General features: G+C 36.9%; 17 protein-coding genes and 1 rRNA gene. 2 read left to right on the top strand and 16 right to left on the bottom strand.

Translation table 11 applies throughout. From position 1 onward, the window contains the following. Positions 1–34: 34 nt before the first annotated feature. The gene (locus AC1PJ9_RS03410; protein ID WP_100192904.1) at positions 35–562 is read right to left on the bottom strand and encodes a gamma carbonic anhydrase family protein; all 528 of its coding nucleotides are present in this window, start codon (positions 560–562) and stop codon (positions 35–37) included. Positions 563–584: 22 nt separating this feature from the next. Continuing rightward, positions 585–1211, bottom strand: a complete 627-nt coding sequence (locus tag AC1PJ9_RS03405; RefSeq protein ID WP_081400259.1) for a CoA pyrophosphatase — start codon at positions 1209–1211, stop codon at positions 585–587. Between the two features lie 114 nt (positions 1212–1325). Between AC1PJ9_RS03405 and AC1PJ9_RS03400 the strand changes: the two genes are divergently transcribed. Next, positions 1326–1874 (top strand): NUDIX hydrolase, encoded by a 549-nt coding sequence (locus AC1PJ9_RS03400; RefSeq protein WP_311086365.1) that lies wholly within the window; start codon positions 1326–1328, stop codon positions 1872–1874. A 50-nt stretch (positions 1875–1924) separates the two neighbouring features. Here AC1PJ9_RS03400 and filF read toward each other — a convergent pair whose 3' ends face one another. From filF to filA, 6 genes are all read right to left on the bottom strand, one after another. Next, the gene (filF, locus tag AC1PJ9_RS03395; RefSeq protein WP_311086364.1) at positions 1925–3874 is read right to left on the bottom strand and encodes a putative pilus system protein FilF; all 1950 of its coding nucleotides are present in this window, start codon (positions 3872–3874) and stop codon (positions 1925–1927) included. Positions 3875–3892: 18 nt separating this feature from the next. Then, positions 3893–5125, bottom strand: coding sequence for a putative pilus assembly protein FilE (filE, locus tag AC1PJ9_RS03390; RefSeq protein WP_479762706.1), 1233 nt, complete (start codon positions 5123–5125; stop codon positions 3893–3895). Between the two features lie 14 nt (positions 5126–5139). Then, positions 5140–6804: a putative pilus system OmpP1/FadL family transporter FilD gene (filD, locus tag AC1PJ9_RS03385; protein WP_263612973.1), complete on the bottom strand. Its 1665-nt coding sequence runs from the start codon at positions 6802–6804 to the stop codon at positions 5140–5142. A gap of 12 nt (positions 6805–6816) precedes the next feature. Then, on the bottom strand, positions 6817–8001 hold the full coding sequence (gene filC / locus AC1PJ9_RS03380; RefSeq protein ID WP_263612972.1) for a putative pilus system protein FilC: 1185 nt from the start codon (positions 7999–8001) through the stop codon (positions 6817–6819). 44 nt (positions 8002–8045) lie between these two features. Then, on the bottom strand, positions 8046–8879 hold the full coding sequence (gene filB, locus AC1PJ9_RS03375) for a putative pilus system C39 family peptidase FilB (protein WP_017393200.1): 834 nt from the start codon (positions 8877–8879) through the stop codon (positions 8046–8048). 298 nt (positions 8880–9177) lie between these two features. After that, positions 9178–10026, bottom strand: a complete 849-nt coding sequence (gene filA, locus AC1PJ9_RS03370; protein WP_311070510.1) for a putative pilus system protein FilA — start codon at positions 10024–10026, stop codon at positions 9178–9180. A 318-nt stretch (positions 10027–10344) separates the two neighbouring features. On the opposite strand from filA, the gene AC1PJ9_RS03365 reads away from it, so the two are divergent. After that, a complete protein-coding gene (locus AC1PJ9_RS03365) occupies positions 10345–11733 on the top strand; it encodes an anthranilate synthase component I family protein (protein WP_409070583.1) in 1389 nt (462 codons plus the stop codon). A gap of 3 nt (positions 11734–11736) precedes the next feature. Here AC1PJ9_RS03365 and hisC read toward each other — a convergent pair whose 3' ends face one another. From hisC to rrf, 8 genes are all read right to left on the bottom strand, one after another. Continuing rightward, positions 11737–12822 (bottom strand): histidinol-phosphate transaminase, encoded by a 1086-nt coding sequence (gene hisC, locus AC1PJ9_RS03360; protein ID WP_311086377.1) that lies wholly within the window; start codon positions 12820–12822, stop codon positions 11737–11739. Positions 12823–12892: 70 nt separating this feature from the next. Continuing rightward, a complete protein-coding gene (hisD, locus tag AC1PJ9_RS03355; RefSeq protein ID WP_311086376.1) occupies positions 12893–14182 on the bottom strand; it encodes a histidinol dehydrogenase in 1290 nt (429 codons plus the stop codon). A gap of 105 nt (positions 14183–14287) precedes the next feature. Beyond that, positions 14288–14971 (bottom strand): ATP phosphoribosyltransferase, encoded by a 684-nt coding sequence (hisG, locus tag AC1PJ9_RS03350; protein WP_068934120.1) that lies wholly within the window; start codon positions 14969–14971, stop codon positions 14288–14290. Then, positions 14971–16227, bottom strand: coding sequence for a UDP-N-acetylglucosamine 1-carboxyvinyltransferase (gene murA, locus AC1PJ9_RS03345; protein ID WP_263612967.1), 1257 nt, complete (start codon positions 16225–16227; stop codon positions 14971–14973). Before murA ends, hisG begins: the two co-directional genes overlap by 1 nt. Positions 16228–16233: 6 nt before the next feature. Beyond that, positions 16234–16485, bottom strand: a complete 252-nt coding sequence (gene ibaG / locus AC1PJ9_RS03340; RefSeq protein WP_002050455.1) for a BolA family iron metabolism protein IbaG — start codon at positions 16483–16485, stop codon at positions 16234–16236. Between the two features lie 138 nt (positions 16486–16623). Then, on the bottom strand, positions 16624–16962 hold the full coding sequence (hpf, locus tag AC1PJ9_RS03335; RefSeq protein ID WP_001167461.1) for a ribosome hibernation-promoting factor, HPF/YfiA family: 339 nt from the start codon (positions 16960–16962) through the stop codon (positions 16624–16626). Between the two features lie 169 nt (positions 16963–17131). Then, positions 17132–18580, bottom strand: coding sequence for an RNA polymerase factor sigma-54 (locus tag AC1PJ9_RS03330; RefSeq protein WP_311086375.1), 1449 nt, complete (start codon positions 18578–18580; stop codon positions 17132–17134). 265 nt (positions 18581–18845) lie between these two features. Then, positions 18846–18931, bottom strand: a 5S ribosomal RNA gene (gene rrf / locus AC1PJ9_RS03325); the annotation flags it as partial.

The following is an 18931-nucleotide window of genomic DNA, read 5'->3' as shown; positions in this document are numbered from 1 at the left end:
GAGTGCTTGGCATAGAAAATATCTTACTAAAATTTTAAAAGTGAAATTCTTTTAAATCAGCATAGCTTTTAAAGTGTTCAGCATAATGTAGTGCGCTCAAACGTATTTTTGCCGCGCCATCTTCATCCAAAGTTTTCACAATTTTTCCTGGTGAACCCATCACTACTGAGTTATCTGGAATCACTTTACCTTCTGGTATTAAAGCATTAGCACCGATAATACAATTTTTACCAATCACAGCCCGATTTAAAATGACGGCGTTCATACCAATCAGGCTATTATCACCAATCGTACAACCATGCAGCATGACTTTATGTCCGACCGTGACATATTCACCAATATTTAGTTCAAGGCCTGCATCGGTATGTAATACCGAGTTTTCTTGAATATTAGAAAAATTACCAATCCGAACGACACAGTTATCAGCACGTACTACCGCTCCAAACCAAATACTGACCTGACGGCCTAATTCTACTTGTCCAATAAGCGTTGCGGTTGGAGCAACCCAGCCATCCCATGGCTCATATAATGCTTTTGGGTGCTGTCCTTGATAGCTATACATCATAATTTATCAATCCTGATCTTTATTTTTTATGAGAAAATTTTGGCATTCCAAATGTAGGTGAGTTGAGTAAAAATGGCCATTCCTTTTGATAACCTAATCCATATTTAAATAGAGCCACCAACATACGAGCAGTTAAACCCCAAATAATTTCATTATCAATCTGCAAGCTTGGAAAATACAAAGACTGATGAGCATATCGAACTTCGTATGGTGTCGGACGCGTCTCTATAAGTTGCTGTAAGGGCACAAAGAAAATTCGATCAATTTCAGTAGGCTGAGGTATTAAATGAACCTCTGGTGGAATAAGCCCAACAATCGGTTTTACAGACAGCCCACTTCTTGCGCGCTGCATCGGCAAATCACCTAACAACTGCACATCAAACGGGTTTAAGGCTGTTTCTTCTTGAGCTTCTCTTAGCGCTACAACAATATTACTGGTATCACTGGGGTCACGCTTTCCACCCGGAAAAGAAACCTCTCCCGCATGATTGTTCATATGTATTGAACGGCGTGTGAGTAGTACTTTAGGATTATTTTCATTTGTAATCGCAATAAGTACCGCAGCTTGTGCTTCTTGTATGCGGGTGGAAAAGCGCAATCTTTGCTGTAACTTTTGTGTTAGCAAGTGCTCTTCCATACCTTTCACCTATTATTCTGTCTCTCTTTTCATCATATCTGAAAATAAAACTTAGGGAATAGAGTTGATGCGTAAGTCTAAAAATTCAGTTATGCTGAGTCATCTCTATACTCGATGATAATTATGAGTTTCTGTGTAGCGTGTGGGCATAAAACCGAACAAAAAATTCCTTTAGGTGATCATAAAGTACGCCGTGTTTGTACTCATTGTGGCAATATTTACTATGAAAACCCCAAAGTAATCTGCGGTGCCTTAGCGTTATGGGAAGACAAAGTATTACTCTGTCGTCGTGCAATTGAACCTCGTTATGGCTTGTGGACTTTGCCTGCTGGTTACATGGAATTGTTCGAAACCATGGAACAAGGTGCAGCACGTGAAACTCGTGAAGAAGCAGAAGCCGAGATTGAAATAGAACAACTTTACTGCATGTACAATATTCCTCGTATTGGTCAAATTTATGTACTTTTCAAAGCGCAGCTGAAAGATGGCATTTTTGGTGCAGGTGAAGAAAGCATCGAGAGTCGTCTGTTTGAAGAGCATGAAATTCCATGGGGTGAACTTGCATTTCCTAGTGTTGAACACACTTTAAGACATTATTTTGAAGACCGTAAAAAACAAGTTTTTCCAACGCATCTAGAAACGCTAGGAACTCGTTTAGACCATACAGGTTAATAATTTAATTAATAAAAAGACCGCATTTGCGGTCTTTTTATTTTGTTTAATTAAGATTTAATTTTGATTGCTTTACATGCTGGAATAGACTGATCAGCCAGTTTAATTGTGACTGTACCCAATTTGCGTTTGGCTAAAGCTTTATCATCTTCAGTAGGTGTTACTTTATCAAGCTTATTATAACTATCCTGAGCAGCCGCATATTGATTATACCAAGGAGTATTATTATCAAAATCTATGCTTGTACTATCTACCTTATTTGCCAATAAGTTAAATAGATTCAATTTTGCAGGGCCTGGAGAAACTCCTACAAAAGTCAGCCCAACCATAACACCATCGATATTGGCAAATTTAGTATTAGATAAAATCATACGGACATATATAGATTGATCAGCATTTAAAGGGTCATTAACTGTCGCTGCTGTAGTACCAATTCGATATTGTTGCACACCATTACTATCAACTAAGCTTTCATCTGATACTGTAGCACATTGGCCCGACATGTCAGTTGATGTTGAATTTGGTTTAATATCAGTACGAATATCTCCATGCTCATCAATTACAATACCTAAATTTACAGGTTGAATAGTGGTATCTGAAAAATTGAATGTCAAAGTAGCATAAAGAGGAAAAATATAATTTTCGCCTGTTTTTACATTACCAGATGTTCTAAAAACATTTCTCTCTAGATAACTAATAGGGCTACTTTTAATAATACTCAATATACCATTGTAGCTATCCCCATCCACATTTTGACGCCAGAGCCCATAATGCTGCGGATTACCTGTATTGAGTTTTGTTAAGGATTTATAGAATGCCTCTGTGCCTGCTAATGCATAATCATTAAAGAATTTTCCCTGATAAATCTGTAAATCTTCACTTGGATTATTAGAAAAACTCAAACGGAGTGGTGTAGTTGACTGAACTTCTCGACTAACTGGGTTTAACCAATTATTTTGTGCATTTACATTGAGTTTAGCTGGTTTAACTTTTGAGGTTAACAAATAAGGATTCTGTACTTTGTTATCTATTACAATAGCATTTCCCTTCCACTGTAGTCCATATCCTAGCGTATAGCCTTGACGATCCGATAATAAATAAAGATCATCTGTTGAATGATGTAAGTTAAGTGTATTATTAAAACATTCTTCTCGTGTAGCTCTATTACACCCATTAAACACTTGATAATCTTGAAGTATTACTGAGGAGTTAAGAAATAAATTGAATGCTTGGAGAACACCTGCATTACTTAAATTAGTTGTTTGTACTAAAAGCCTATATGCTTCATCATCAGAAATTTGGTCTAGATCTAACCATGGTTTCAAAATGTTTGCATAAGCTCCGTTCTGAAATTCGGTAGCTGTTATACTCTGAGAAATCTTCGTAAGTTGATCTTTTTTGGTATCTGTAAGTTGAGTTGGCTGTATATCACCGATGACATTATCGCTATTTTCTACACCAATGCTTTGAAAAATTTTTACTAAAGCAATTGCTACTTTAATAGTTTCATCATTTTTATCTAAGCTTGCTGGTGTTTTTCCTGTAATTCCACTTGCTAAATCTAGTATTCTTAAATATATAGGATTACTTTGCTTGGTATTAGGATTAACAGAAGTAAATTTTCCAACTGTATCAAGATTAACGTTTCCTAAGTAAACCTTTTTATTATCTTTACTTTGAATATAAAAACGTGCTGTATCACCAACTTTACATGATCCAATTACAGCATTTCCTGAAAATTTTGTAGCATAATGAAAATTTGTAGCCGAGCTACAATCAAAATTAATACCAGCTATCGGATAATCTAAAGCAAATTGTAAACAAGTTGTATCTTCTGCACCAATATTACTTGTGGTCGGTGTACAACTGCCAGAAGATAAGTTTCCGTTATTGCTACCAGAGCTTGGATCTTCATTAATTGTCGAGCTACCACCGCCACAACCATTCAGCATCATTGCCAATGTGGTTAATGCAAAAGGCCATAATAATTTTTTATTCATTAGATACCCTACTTATTTTTAACGTAATACTGAAATTTGAATCTGTCCCTGATTAGATAACTCATGTTCTGCTACATCTACAGAGGAAGATAACGGAGTTAACATCATATAACGTGCATGAGGCGGTACTTTTAAAGTACCTTGAATGGATGCATGTTGTAATATCGTAGAAGGATAAGACTTGCTCTTGAAACCACTTGCACCCTCTAAAATACAACCCTTCTCATCTAAAAATATAGCTAAAGGCCAATAATATAGAGGCGTAGAGTTATTTGCTGCAAATGACATAAGCTGTAAATGTTGTACAGACGGATCTAGTTTTACTAGCTCGTATTCAAACTTTTCTTTTAATGGCTTACGAGGCCATAAATTTACTTCTTTTTTAGATCCAAGCACTTTGATTGACTTTTTGTAGCCTTGAACAAAACACTTATCTTGCTCAAAAGTTGTTTCTAATTCTTTTTGAGACAGACGTATATAGGTTGGAGCTAAAACAATCACTGCTTGATCATCTTGAGATTGTTTATTAAAAAACTGTTCTAATGTAGATTTACTTACACCCTTTTTCCGCTCAATAAACTCTGTTCGTCCTAAACCATCCGGCATAACATAAAAGCGTTTTTTGCCTTCAAGATTAAACTCTTGGTCTTCAAGATATTCATTATTTACATACTCTACGCCATCAACACTCGTAAATTTAGATGGATCATTTAGCGAATTTTGAGTTGAAACAGCTTGTGAAGCACTTGGTACAGATGAAGGAATTTTAGCTGGGGTACTTTCTTCCTTAACAGTATTAGTTTGCTTTTTAACTTCATTCTTCTGAGTTTTACTAACTGTTAAAGGAGGCTCTTGAGTCGGTGCAATCGGTGCAGTCGGTACAGTCGGTACAGTCGGTGCAGTCGGTGCAGTCGGTGCAGTCGGTGCAGTCGGTGCAGTCGGTGCAGTCGGTGCAGTCGGTGCAGTATTTAATTTTTTTGTAACGCGTGATTCAAACTTTTTAGGTTCTTTGGAATTATGAGAATTTTCACTAGGTAATTCTTGAACAGGTATAACGACAGATTTAGGCTGCGCAACTTGCTTCGGTGCTTCGACTTTAATATTTGATTGCTTCTGTTCAACTTTTTTACTCGGCACAATCATTGGTCGGCCATCTGGACCAATGATTGTATAGAACCCATCTGCATAAGATACAGAAATGCTTGCTATCGCAACACATAAAGTTGAGATAGCAAATCTAGGTCGAAACATCCTTTTATATTGTTTTACCATTTTGTTCTATAGCTCAAACCAAGTATTGTAACTTTTGTATTCGTTTTTACATCTAAACCAGAATAAGGGTTTAATAAAATATTATCGACACCACACTTGTTTGATAATGTACTCGTACAAGCTCGAATATTATCACGACTACGTAAGAAACCCACTGAAAGGTCTAGATCAGTATCCGCATCAAAACGGTACCCCACCCCAAGACCGAATAATTGTGCATTATTGATCGGGACCATGGTATTACGTTTATCATCAGGTATCGAACTGGCACGAGGCTCATAACCTGCTCTTAATTTCAAACGATCAGTTGCTGAATATTCAAAACCAATCCCCCAGCTCCACGGCGAGGTAAATTTCAGTGGCAATGATAATGAATTATCGGTAACGTCATTAGATAAAAGCTTAGCCACTTTTAATAACGTAATTTGACGATCAAATTCAAACTTAAATTTATCCCAAGCAGAATAATCGGTCCATCCCACATCAAAGTTAACTTGTAAATCTGGTAATATTTTATATTTGATACCTGCTTGGAAATGTGCTGGGTACTCGAGATCCATTGCAACTAAACCAGACTCAGTATCAGGAACATAACCCGGTAATCCGAGAATGGCAGCTAAAATTTGACCCGTAGCTGATGAGTTAAGACCTTTGATTAATTCTTGAGGTGCTCTGGCATTATCAATCATGTATTTGCCTTTTAAACGCATCTTGGCAGCACTTTGATAGACCATACCAAAACCAAAATCATCTGTTGGTTCCCAGAGTAAACCCAGGTTATAACTTGGGCTTAATGATTGTTCTAACGAAACTTGCAATGAACCCATTTTACCAAATGGATTCATACCTTCTTTTGTATTACAAATTCCCAATAACAATAGATCGGTAATCATATCGTTATTGTCTTTGAAGGGTGCACATACCACATCATCAACCATACGCAATACACCAATCATCTCATTTGGAAAACGTAGATCAGTATTTAATGCGATTGCGTTATAGGACATCCCTATAGAAGCACCAATTGATAAATGATCATTTACCTGATAACCAAACGATGGGGATAAATAAGTGATCCGTTCTACAGCAACTTGCTTACCCATGTAATTACCAGGATTACCATTCTCTGCTCCAAACCCTGCTACTAACGGCGCGTATATTGCTGTTGCGTAAGTAACTTTCGAGCCTGGTGGTTTATATGCAATTCCGGCAGTAGGAGCAACTAGAGGATACCCTGCTCCGAGATCAACCATTTTTTTAAGGATAGGCACATATAGACTTGCGTACTCGACATCACCATGAACTGTTCCTTTAAAATCTGTACAAATATTGGCAGAAACTTCCGGACCATCATTACAAACGAGAGGGTCATCTGAATAACCAAAAATGTTATAACCAGGGGGAGCAGAGAACTCACGCTTAATATCAAAGTTAGCAAGAATCCCTTGCACATCTGTTTGCAGCCCATCAATTTTTGCTAAGGCTGCAGGGTTAAAGTGAACTGCACTAATACCAGGAGGGTCTGCAGTTACAGCATTCCCCATTGATAGTGAACGAATATCAACAGCTAGGTTTTGTCCTAATTGAGCATTGGCAAAGCTAGAAAAACCGGAGATAACAATTGCCGCCGTTAAAGGACATAATTTAGGATATTTCACCTGCTTATCTCCTTATTTTTGTTTTTTGTTAAAACCTAAAATATCTAACGGGAACGACAAACCAAGAGAAATATCTGGTGCATCTTCGGTTAAACCAATACCAACAGTACCATTAACAATCGTTTCAGGTGAAACGCGAACACCTAAAGCAAAAGATAACATTCCACTACTTTGATCTGGTGACTTATAAGACTCACCATTGTTAAATTGAAATTCAGCATTTGTATTAAAACTTTGCTGATATGACATCGTCAAAGACACGTCATAGTTAAATGAATAGGCAAAACCAAATGAGAAACCGCCACTGATACCTGGATCAAAAGATTCTAAAATGCGTGAACCTCGGGCTTGATTAAGACCACTTTCTTTAAATCCATAGTTGGCAGATGCAGAAGCGAAGAGAACAACTGGATCAATATATTTTCGAGTACTCGCCCCTACACCAACCGAGTAATATCCCTTACCTGTTGACAGCTCATCTATACCAATTTCATAAGGACTATCACCTGTTTTAGTTGATACGCTACCAAAAAGAACGAGTGGTAAACGGCCTTGCTTTAATGGAAAAGGTTCCCAGCGTGCACCAAAAGAAATATCCCCTAAACCAGCTGTTGTTTTATCTTTAATAATCTCAGACTTAGCAACAAAAGGAAGAGTTGCAGACAACGTTAAGTTATCTAATACCCCATATTGGAAAGTAAAACTATTCGTTAATGTGTGGTTAGCATCTTCTTCAACACGTAAACGGTTAAGTTGAGAAGAATTATCCGATAAGGCTAAATCAATACGAGCATCACGATAATAAGTGTAATCAAGGTCATAGTAAGAAGAAATCACGCCCTTCTTAATCAAAGAATATTGACGTTCATTTGAAGTAAATACTTCTTGTAAGTTTGTCTCCTGACTAGCATCCCCTTCTTTTTTCTGTAATGCACTTGCAGCTTGATGTGCCTCACTATTCGAAGCTGGGGCTACAGCATTTGTATCTACTGCATTCAATGTTTGCGTAGTATTATCTGTTGAGACTGAACCAGAACTAGTAGCTTCTGAAGAAGCAGAGCTTTCTATTCCCTCTGTTACAGTCTGATTCGTACCAGATACTTGTGTTTGCTGTACTTGATCTTCGGCATAGATTGTCCCTGTAATGGCACTCATACTTAAGGCCAACACACTCATCTTCATCCATCGATTATTCATGTTTTTCCTACCCAATTTATTTATTTTACTAACTTTAAAATTGACTATTTGCGTTTGTAATAAAGACGCATATAGGTTTCTATCGGCTGTCCATATGTCGGCGAATGATTATCGTTATCTAGTACACGTCTCATGGTTGAAGCTTTATTTGCTAAACGATCAAAGTTAAATGCTGGATATTGAACATCAACAAAAGCATATCTATTGACCGTAGCATCTTCTACATGACGCATATCTGCATCTTTTAATGCCAATAAATCTTTACGCTGTGATTCAGGAACAGAAATAACAAATAAAGTATTATTATCCCAAATTTGTTTAAAACGACTTTCATCAAAGCTGATATTCCCTAAAGCAGGGTCAGCTACATATACTCTTCCATCTTTATAAGCTTTATATACGACAAAATGTTTAAAACCTGCATAAGAAATAGGCACAATTGCAGGCTGACCTAGTTTAACTAAATCAGAAAACTCACCTCGATAACCGCCACTGTCCAAGCCAATTGCTGTGACAAAACGCTTCATATCAAGTAATGAGAAACTTCGGCGCTCAATAATACGTTGATATTCACCATACTGAAGCAAGCCACTCATTGTTTGCTGTTCAGTTAAACTTGTTCCAACATAGCCATTTAATAAAGTCGTAAGTGCAGCAGAACCACAACTATAATCATAGGCTTGTCGAACAATGCCACGAAACTGATCTTCTACAGCCGGTTTTATTGTGACAGGTTCAATATGGTTTCTATGGAATGATAAATTACGTGAATCGGCAGTCTCTGTATAATAAACAGTTCCCGGCGGCTTTTTTTCTATTTCGAAGGCTTCTGTCGCAAAGTAATACATCAATGCTGAGCCTAAAACTATCTCTAACATAAGCACTTGGTCTAAATGGTGGCCTAACCGGCCTTATTCATTTTATTCTTAGAGCAATAGCTCTACATCCCTGTGTGTTGAAGATACCTTTTTTTTTTGTAAAAAACAGCTTTTTTTTAATCTTTTTGATGAATGCATAGTTTTACATTTATAAACTGATAATTAATTCTCATTTCAAATGTTTTATATTCTTTCTTATTATATGAGCTAATATTATTTAAATAGAAAAGATTAAGATTGAATTTTATTAAGATAAATAAAAAAGCGCGTATAAACGCGCTTTTTATCAGACTTTAAATTAGTGACCAGAAATAGTAATTGTAGACGTTCCTACATTTAAACCTTGGATTTCTAAATCACCAATTGAAGCATTACCCGCTGCACCTAGGTGTACGCCCTGTGCATAAACGTTCATACCTTGTGTACTGTTATTCTGGATACGTAAACCTGTAGGAACAACAGAAATGTTCGCATTTACATCCAAGTCACCAGTTGTATTACCTGAACCACGAACCATTACTTTGTCTAGGACAATTTTACCACCACCAGCAGCATCATTAATACCGAAGTTAGATAGTGTTAAACCACCTTGTAAGCTAGAGTTCACTTTGATCATCGCGCCTTGCGGAGTTGAACCTAACTGAACATTTGCAGAAATTTGACCCAAAGATAAATCTAAGCCAGAAATAATTTCAGTTGGAGCTGTTTCAGTAATACCACGTACAGCAGTAGTCGTATTTAATGTACCAGAAGTACCTACGCCAATTGAACCTACATGTACATCAACTGCGCCCACTGTTGCTGCAACGTTTAAGAAAGCACCGTTTGAGCCTGAAGCACCGTTTGTATCAATTTTTAAATCTAAAAGGTTTCCTGTACCTTTTTGAGTTACAGTAACACCACTAATTGCGATTGAACCCGCTGTACCTGAAGACCCTGTAATACCTGTGGATGTTGCTAAACCATCATTATCATGTAGGTATAGCTTATCGATAGAAATACCACCAGAACCCAAAGCAATACCAATATTAATACCATCTTGACCTGTAGCAGCACTAAGCGCTGCATCATCCATTGATTGCATTGCCATTGCATTTGCACTGATAGCTAAAGAAGAAACTAAAGCAAGTTTAGTAAACATTTTCATTGAGCACTCTCCCAAGAGCATTTATTTTTTGACTTAACCACTCTTACTGTCTCAAATTGCATTTTTCTTTTATGGCAACCGAAACTTCCAATCCTTGAGTAGTTTTGCTTAGCAATTACTAAATTACAGCTACGTTAATTTTTGTTCAACTACTGTAATGCATTTTTTGCCAATTACCCGACAAACGGTACAGATGCTGACTGCCTGATCACGCTTATAAATTGTCTTTAAAACTGAGATATTATTCGGTTATTTTTTCCACGAAATATTAAACTCTTTCGACTCATCCGTCTGATGGGCTGGAACTTGTAGTAAACTATGTCACCTCTTCCAAGCGCTTACATGTTTAAAATGTCACAGTTAAAGAAAAAAATCTCTTTAGAAAGCTATCAATCGGCTGCCGATATTTTAAAAAAATTAGAAAAGTTAATTGGACTTGTATATCTTCATGATGATAACAACCCAATTATTGGTTTTTTGCCAAAAAAATACTTAATTATTCAAAATAATCAAAAAAAATTATTTGATAAAACTGATCTAAATCGTTACGAAAAATCCTCTCACACACAAAGTCTTTTAGCATTTACTCAATTTCACGATGAAAAACTAAAAAATAAAAGTAAAGAAAAAATAAGCTTCAATGGAGGTTATATTGGTTTTATTAGTTATGACTTTTCTGCGAATCAATTTATAAATAATCAAATACATAAACAGCCCTCTTTATTTATAGGTTCTTATTCTTCTTTTCTTAAAAATATAAATAATGAATGGTACTTTTTTAGTGATGAAACTAATGCTATAGAAATTTTTAATTGTATTATAGAACTATTAAAAAAACCTTATAACAGCTCAAACAAAAATAACTTTAAAATAGAACAAAATATTCAACCGCGCTGGTCTAAAAATAAATATTTAACTGCTTTCCACAAAATACAAGAATATATTAAAGCAGGAGATTGTTATCAAATTAATCTGACACAAGAGTTTAATACAACTTTTACAGGTACATTATTAAATAAAGCAGAAGCTTTATGGAATTTAACAAATGCTCCATATTCTGGTTATTTAAAATTAAAAGAGTTTGAGTTATTAAGTTGCTCTCCTGAATTATTTATTGAATTTAATACAGATAAGCAAATAAAAACCCGACCAATTAAAGGCACAATGCCTCGTTACGAAAATAAAGAACAAGATTTGCTTTCAAAGCAAACCTTAAAAAACTCTCAAAAAGATCAGGCCGAAAATGTCATGATCGTTGATTTATTACGTAATGATTTGAGCATTTATGCCAATACAGGTTCGGTAAAAACAACAAAATTATTCGAAATTGAAAGCTTCAATCAAGTTCACCATATGGTAAGTGAAGTTACGGCTACACTTAAAAATGATATTAATCCTATGCAAATGTTGCTTAGTGCTTTACCAGGAGGCTCAATTACTGGTGCCCCTAAAATTCGAGCAATGCAAATTATTGAAGAGTTAGAAGGTGCGCCAAGAGGAGCATATTGCGGGACTTTGGGGTATTTTAATTTTGAGGGTACTGGACGTTGGAATATTCTGATTCGTAGCTTTCAACAATATCAAAACCAGCTCTCTATTTGGGCAGGTGGCGGTATTACTATCGCTTCAGAGGCTGAGGCTGAATATCAAGAAAGCTTAGATAAAATCTCTGCTATGCTGAACTTGATGAACAGCACAGCAGAATAAATTTTAAAGAATATCTTGCTTCAAAGTTTGAACTAAACGTGCATTTTGCTCATCTGTTCCGACCGTAATACGTAAAAACTGATTAATGCGAGGCTTATTGAAATAACGGACAATAATGCCCTGCTCACGCAACTTCTGGGCTAATTGCGCAGCATCATATTGCGAATGTGAAGCAAAAATAAAATTCGCTTTTGATGGCAAAACATTAAAGCCAAGTTCAGTTAAATCACTAACCAGTTTTTCTCGACTTGTAATAACTTTTTGACACTGCTCTTCAAAATAAGCTTGATCTTCAAAAGAAGCAACAGCTGCTGCAATAGCGAAGCGATCAATTGGATATGAATTAAAACTATTTTTTACCGCTTCAAGTGCTGCAATCAAGTGTGACTGAGCAATCGCAAATCCGACGCGTAAACCAGCCAAAGAACGAGACTTTGAAGTTGTTTGGCACACCACAAGATTTTCATAACGGTTTACCAAACTTACAGCTGACTCAGCACCAAAATCAACATAAGCTTCATCAATCACAACCACACGATCTGGATTGGCTTGTAGTACTTGTTCAATCTCTGCCAAGCTGAGCGCAATACTGGTTGGTGCATTAGGGTTAGTAATAATCACGCCACCATTGGGTTGTGCATATTCTTTGACATCAATCTCGAAATTCTCATTAAGTGGAATTTCTTTTGTTTTTGTTCCAAAAAACTGGCTATAAACTGGATAAAAACTATAAGTGATGTCCGGATACAGAATTGGCTCATCTTGAAGGAAAAATGCTTTAAAAATATGAGCCAATACCTCATCAGAACCATTACCCACAAAAACTTGAGATACATCAATATTCTGTTGTTTTGCAATTGCTTGTTTTAATGCTGTCGCATCTGGATCTGGATATAGACGCAGAGCATCAGCTTGTTCATGTAGCACAGCTTGAACTGCTTCTACTACTTTTGGTGATGGCGGATAGGGATTTTCATTGGTATTTAATTTCAATAAATTCTGGATTTTAGGTTGTTCACCTGGCACATAAGGCTCCAACTCACGAACCTCAGGACTCCAAAAACGCATTTGTGCTGTAGATACAGTCATAGTCTTATCTCAAAAAAGGGCTGAAAAGTCAGCCCTGAATAATCATTAAAAATTCTACAAGGCTTAAAGCTTATTGATAACGATAACGAGCCGAGCGTGCATGAGCATCAAGATTTTCTTGAACAGCAAGTACATCAGCAGTTTTAGCTAATGTTTTTACACCCTCTTTTGAGCACATGATCAAGCTAGAGCGCTTTTGAAAATCATATACACCCAGTGGTGACGAGAAACGAGCTGTGCCAGATGTTGGTAATACGTGGTTTGGCCCAGCACAGTAATCACCAATTGCTTCAGGTGTATAGCGTCCCATGAAGATTGCCCCTGCATGACGAATGTCTTGGCTCATTGCTTCGGCATCATCAAGACACAATTCCAAATGCTCTGGTGCAACCTGATTAATCAAATCAACTGCTTCTGCTCGGTCTTTTACTAAAACTAACGCCCCGCGATTTTCAATCGATGTACGTGCAATATCAGCTTTTGGCAACTCACTTAAGTGTTTTTCAATTGCAGACTCTACTGCTTCTAATAATGCTTCATCAGGAGTAATGAAAATGGCTTGAGCGACTGTGTCATGTTCAGCTTGAGATAATACATCCATCGCCAACCACTCAGCATTATTCACTCCTTCTGCATATACTAAAATTTCAGAAGGCCCTGCAATCATATCAATACCGACCTGACCAAATACAGCACGTTTAGCTGCTGCTACAAATCGGTTTCCAGGTCCGGTAATTTTATCTACGCGTGGAACAGTTTGAGTGCCATAAGCTAGAGCGGCAACAGCTTGTGCCCCACCAATAGTAAATACTCGGCTAACTCCCGCAAGGTAAGCTGCTGCAAGAACTAATGGATTTAATTCACCATTTGGTGCAGGTACCACCATAATGATTTCAGGTACACCTGCCACATGTGCTGGTACTGCATTCATAAGTACAGATGAAGGATAAGATGCTAGTCCACCTGGTACGTAAATACCAACACGGTCAAGTGGAGTCACTTTTTGTCCTAGGGTGTTACCTAAATCATCTACATAAGTCCAGCTATCTTGTTTCTGAGCTTCATGAAATGTACGGATACGGTCAGCCGCAAGTTGCAGCGCTTCACGAATCTCTTGATTTAAGCCATCAAATGCAGCTTTAAGTTGTTGTTGAGACAATTCTAGATCGGAAAATTGATGCGCTGGATGTCGATCGAACTGTTGAGTAAGTTTTAGAACATGATCATCACCATGCTGACGAACATCAGCAATAATTTGATCTACTGTTTGAACTAAATTAGGATCATTAACGGTTTCAAAAGCCAAAAGCTCTGCAAAAACCTGTTTGAAGTTCTGATCTTGAGTCGATAAACGTCGCATCAATTTACCCACAAGGCGAAAAAGAAAAACCAAGTTTACTCTTTTTCTAAGGCCTTGTGGGCATCATATCTACAACTATCGCAAAAGCATGATAGGAAATTACTTTTAACGTGATTGAACAGCTTGTTCAAGTTGGGAAATGATTGGATTTAATAAAACTTGCTTACGCTTAAAGCTCGCTTTATTAACAATAAGACGTGAGGATACTTTGCAAATTTCTTCTAATGGTTCAAGCCCATTTGCTCGTAAAGTATTACCAGTATCAACTACGTCAACAATATAGTCACCTAAACCAACGAGTGGTGCTAGCTCCATAGAACCATAAAGCTTAATAACATCCACCTGCTCACCTAAGCTTGCATAGTATTGACGTGTTAGATTGACGTACTTAGTGGCAATTTTTAAACGACCTTTTGGACGTTCCATTCCTACTTTACCAGCAGTCATTAACTTACATTTTGCAATCTGTAAGTCCAGTAACTCATAAACATGTTGAGCACCATGTTCCATAAGTACGTCTTTACCTGCTACACCTAAATCAGCTGCACCATTTTCAACGTAGGTTGGCACATCAGACGCACGTAAAATTAAAATACGAACTTGCTTATGTGTTGTAGGAAAAATCAACTTACGAGATTTTTCCGGGTCTTCAAGCAAGTTAATACCTGCTGTTGCAAGTAAAGGTAAAGTTTCTTTTAAAATACGCCCTTTACTCAGTGCCAAGGTCAAACCATGATCAAAATTACCCATTACATCAAAATTAGGATCATCGTTTCTTACGTCATTCATTAACTTACTCGCTTAATTCTGGCACCTAAACCTTGAAGTTTCTCTTCGACATGCTCATAACCACGGTCAATATGGTAAATACGGTCAATTACTGTATCACCTTCAGCAACCAAAGCTGCTAAAACCAAAGAAAATGAAGCACGCAAATCTGTTGCCATTACAGGAGCTGCTTGTAATTTTTCAACCCCAGTCACTACAGCATCATGGCCTTCAACCTGAATATTAGCACCCATACGTGACAATTCAGGAACATGCATGAAACGATTTTCAAAAATGGTTTCAGAAATCGTTGCAAATCCGCGACCAATTGCATTTACGGCCATAATTTGCGCTTGCATGTCGGTTGGAAATTCTGGGTGAGGTAAAGTTCTAAAGCTTACTGCTTTAGGACGCTTACCCAACATATCTAATTCAATCCAGTCATCACCACGGGTGACTTCAGCACCCATTTCTTCAAATTTATCTAAAACAGATTCAAGTAATGAAGGATCTGTATGTGTTGTTTTTACACGACCACCAGTAATAGCCGCTGCAGCTAAGTAAGATCCCGTTTCAATACGGTCTGCAACAACTGCGTATTCACAACCATGTAGACTTTCAACACCAGTAACAACAAGTGTATCTGTATCTATACCTTCAATTTTTGCGCCCATTTTAATAAGCATTTGAGCAAGATCAGTAATTTCAGGCTCACGCGCAGCATTACGAATTGTAGTTACACCATCCGCTAAAGCAGCCGCCATTAAAATATTTTCGGTACCACCTACAGTGACCATATCGAAGATCACTTCACCACCTTTGAGGCGACCATCTACAGTTGCATGCACATAACCATTTTCAACTTCGATATGCGCACCCAACGCTTCTAGGGCTTTTAAATGTTGATCTACAGGTCGAGAGCCAATCGCACATCCACCAGGCAACGAAACCTTGGCATTTCCATAACGTGCCAATAATGGTCCTAATACCAAAATAGATGCACGCATTGTTTTGACGAGCTCATAAGGAGCAAACTGGTTATCTAAAGTAGAGGTATCAGCTTTGACGGTATCGTTCTCATAACTGATCGTGACGCCTAAACCACCAATTAATTTCACCAAAGTATTTACATCTTTAAGATTTGGAACATTGGTTAATGTAATTGGAGAATCAGCAAGAATCATTGCCGCAAGTAATGGTAAAGCCGCATTTTTAGCACCAGAAATGCGTACTTCCCCTTCGAGCTTAACACCGCCCGTAATTAAAAATTTATCCATTAATATTTAAGCTCCGAAAAGGCTTGCTTTGCGCCATTCATCTTTGGTCATCGCACGAATTGTTACGGCATGGACTTCGCCACTTGCAATATAAGTATTTAATGGTGCATAAACTGCTTGTTGACGGGCAACAGTACGCTTACCTTCAAATTGATCATCCACAATACGGAGGTCAAATTTTCCAGCCTGTCCGCTCACCGCTACTTCCGCTTCAGGAAAAGCTTCTTTTAAAATTTGAGTGAGCTGTTCACTATTCATTGCAAAGACCTCTGGCACAACCTACGGTGTAAAACGAAGTATTTTACTATAACTTTTTCAAAGAATTCAGTACGTGTTTATATTTTATCAATAAAAAAGAGGCTATATTTCAAGCCTCTCACAATTATTAAAAACTTATTAAATAGAAACAGCAACTTGTGAATACGTACATTGCATTTTTCGATATTTTAACAATTGTTTTTTTAATTTTTCAGTCAGTTTTTTAATTGAAGTATACATATCATCTGCTGTTGCTTGAGCAAATAGTTCAATTCCAGGTAACCGGACTATCGCTTCGGCCACATGATTAGAGCTACCTTTATGTGAGCGCTTATCAATCTGATGATCTTTCGTTAATTTAATCTGCATACTATTCACCTGATCAAGATGTTTCGTTAACTGATTAAATTTTGCTTTAATATTTTCTTCTATAGCTGGTGTAATTGCTAAATGATGTCCACGAATCGTTATTTGCATAATTCTATCCCTCACCTTTTTGGGTTATATAAAGAAGAACTAAAACGATTTAATGCAATCTAAAAAAGATGATTTGGGACAATTAAATCATTTTAGCTACTCCTCTTGGTGAAATTGAAATTTCATTATTTCGTCATAATGAATATCTAGAATAGTCATACTTCAAAATTTAGATCAAGACTTTTCTTTCGGATGACGATGGAATATGTAACGATTCACGATATTTTGCTACAGTCCTTCTCGCTACCTCTATCCCTTCATCTTTTAATAAATTAGCAATTGCATTATCAGACAACGGTTTACGTGGATTTTCATTAGAAACTAACTTTTTAATCATAGCCCGAATTGCGGTAGAGGAAGCCTCCCCTCCAGCTGTTGTTCCAACATGACTAGAAAAGAAATATTTCAACTCAAAAAGTCCTCGTGGGGTCAGCATGTATTTATTTGTTGTAACCCGAGAAACGGTAGACTCATGCAACTCGACTTCTTCAGCAACATCCCTTAGTACTAACGGCTTCATTGCTTCAGGACCTATTTCAAGAAATGCTTTTTGATGCTCAACAATACAAGTAGCGACTTTTAATAAAGTTTTATGTCGCTCATCAATACTCTTTATAAAATTCTTGGCTTCAAGCATCTGATTACGCAGATATAAATTATCATCACTCTGATCAGCCCTGCGGATCATACTCGAATAAAAAGAATTAATTCTTAGTTTTGGCATAACATCCGGATTTAACTGGACTTGCCAATGTAAATCCTTCTTAGCAACTACTACATCAGGAATTTGATATTCTGATTCTTGCTTTTCAAAATCCATACCAGGATAAGGCTTTAAGGTCTTTAATAAATCAACTGCAAACTTTAACTGATCTTTAGAAAGACCTGTTTGCTTTAATAATTTATTGAGATCATTCGCAATCAATAATTCATAATATTGAAGTAGATTTTTAGCTTCTTTTAGATATTCAGTTTCTTTAGGTAAAAAATCTAGCTGAACTTTTAAGCACTCAGCAAGATTACGAGCCCCAATGCCAATTGGATCAAGGCGTTGAATATGCTTTAAAACAACTAAGACTTCATCTTCTTCGACTTCTTCCTCAACATCCATATCATTTAATAAATGTTGTACAGCTAAGATAATCTCTTCTACCTCAGCATCTAAAAATCCCTTATCGTCTAACGCATCCACAATACAATAAGCAATCAACTGATCTATTTTAGAAAAGTGCAGTAAGTTGACTTGTTCTAACATATGCTCTTTAAGTGTCATCTGAACTTGACGATTATCCTCACGCTCTTCAAATTCAGGAGTAGCCAAAGCTGTAGACTGATGGGTATAAATATCGTCCCACTCAGTATCCACAGGCAAGTCATCTGGTAAATGGTTTGCATTTAACTCTGTCGTAAGATCATCTGCTTCTTTTTTTTCTAAAGTGGATAAACTTTCTACTAGTGATTCGTCTTCCACTTTTTCAAGTAATGGATTACTATCTAATTGAATTTGAATTTCTTGCTCTAATTCTAAACTTGAGAGCTGCAGTAATCGGATTGCCTGCTGCAATTGAGGCGTTAACGATAGAGAATTCGCAACTTTCAATCCAACAGATAATTTCATATATTTCTCTTTCCAAAAAACAAGCAAAAATCATGCCTATTTACTATTTATAGCATATAGTAAGGGTTTATCCTATATATTGACTCAGGATTTCATGAGAAAAATAGTAATTTATTCCTTTAAAGTAATATTAAATTTATTTCGAGCTATTCCTAATAATCTATTTTAGTTATCGGAAAGATTTGTTGTTTAGTGGATTAAACTTGACTTTATTCTGTATAAAAAAACACCCCCACTCTTTAGAATGGGGGTGTTTGGAATAATGAGCTGGCGATGACTTACTCTCACATGGGTAACCCCACACTACCATCAGCGCTAAGAGGTTTCACTTCTGAGTTCGGGAAGGGATCA

The organism is Acinetobacter sp. 70_2 (genome assembly GCF_056736115.1).
The sequence above is the reverse complement of the archived record's forward strand: the minus strand, read 5'-3'. Positions and strand labels throughout refer to the sequence as shown.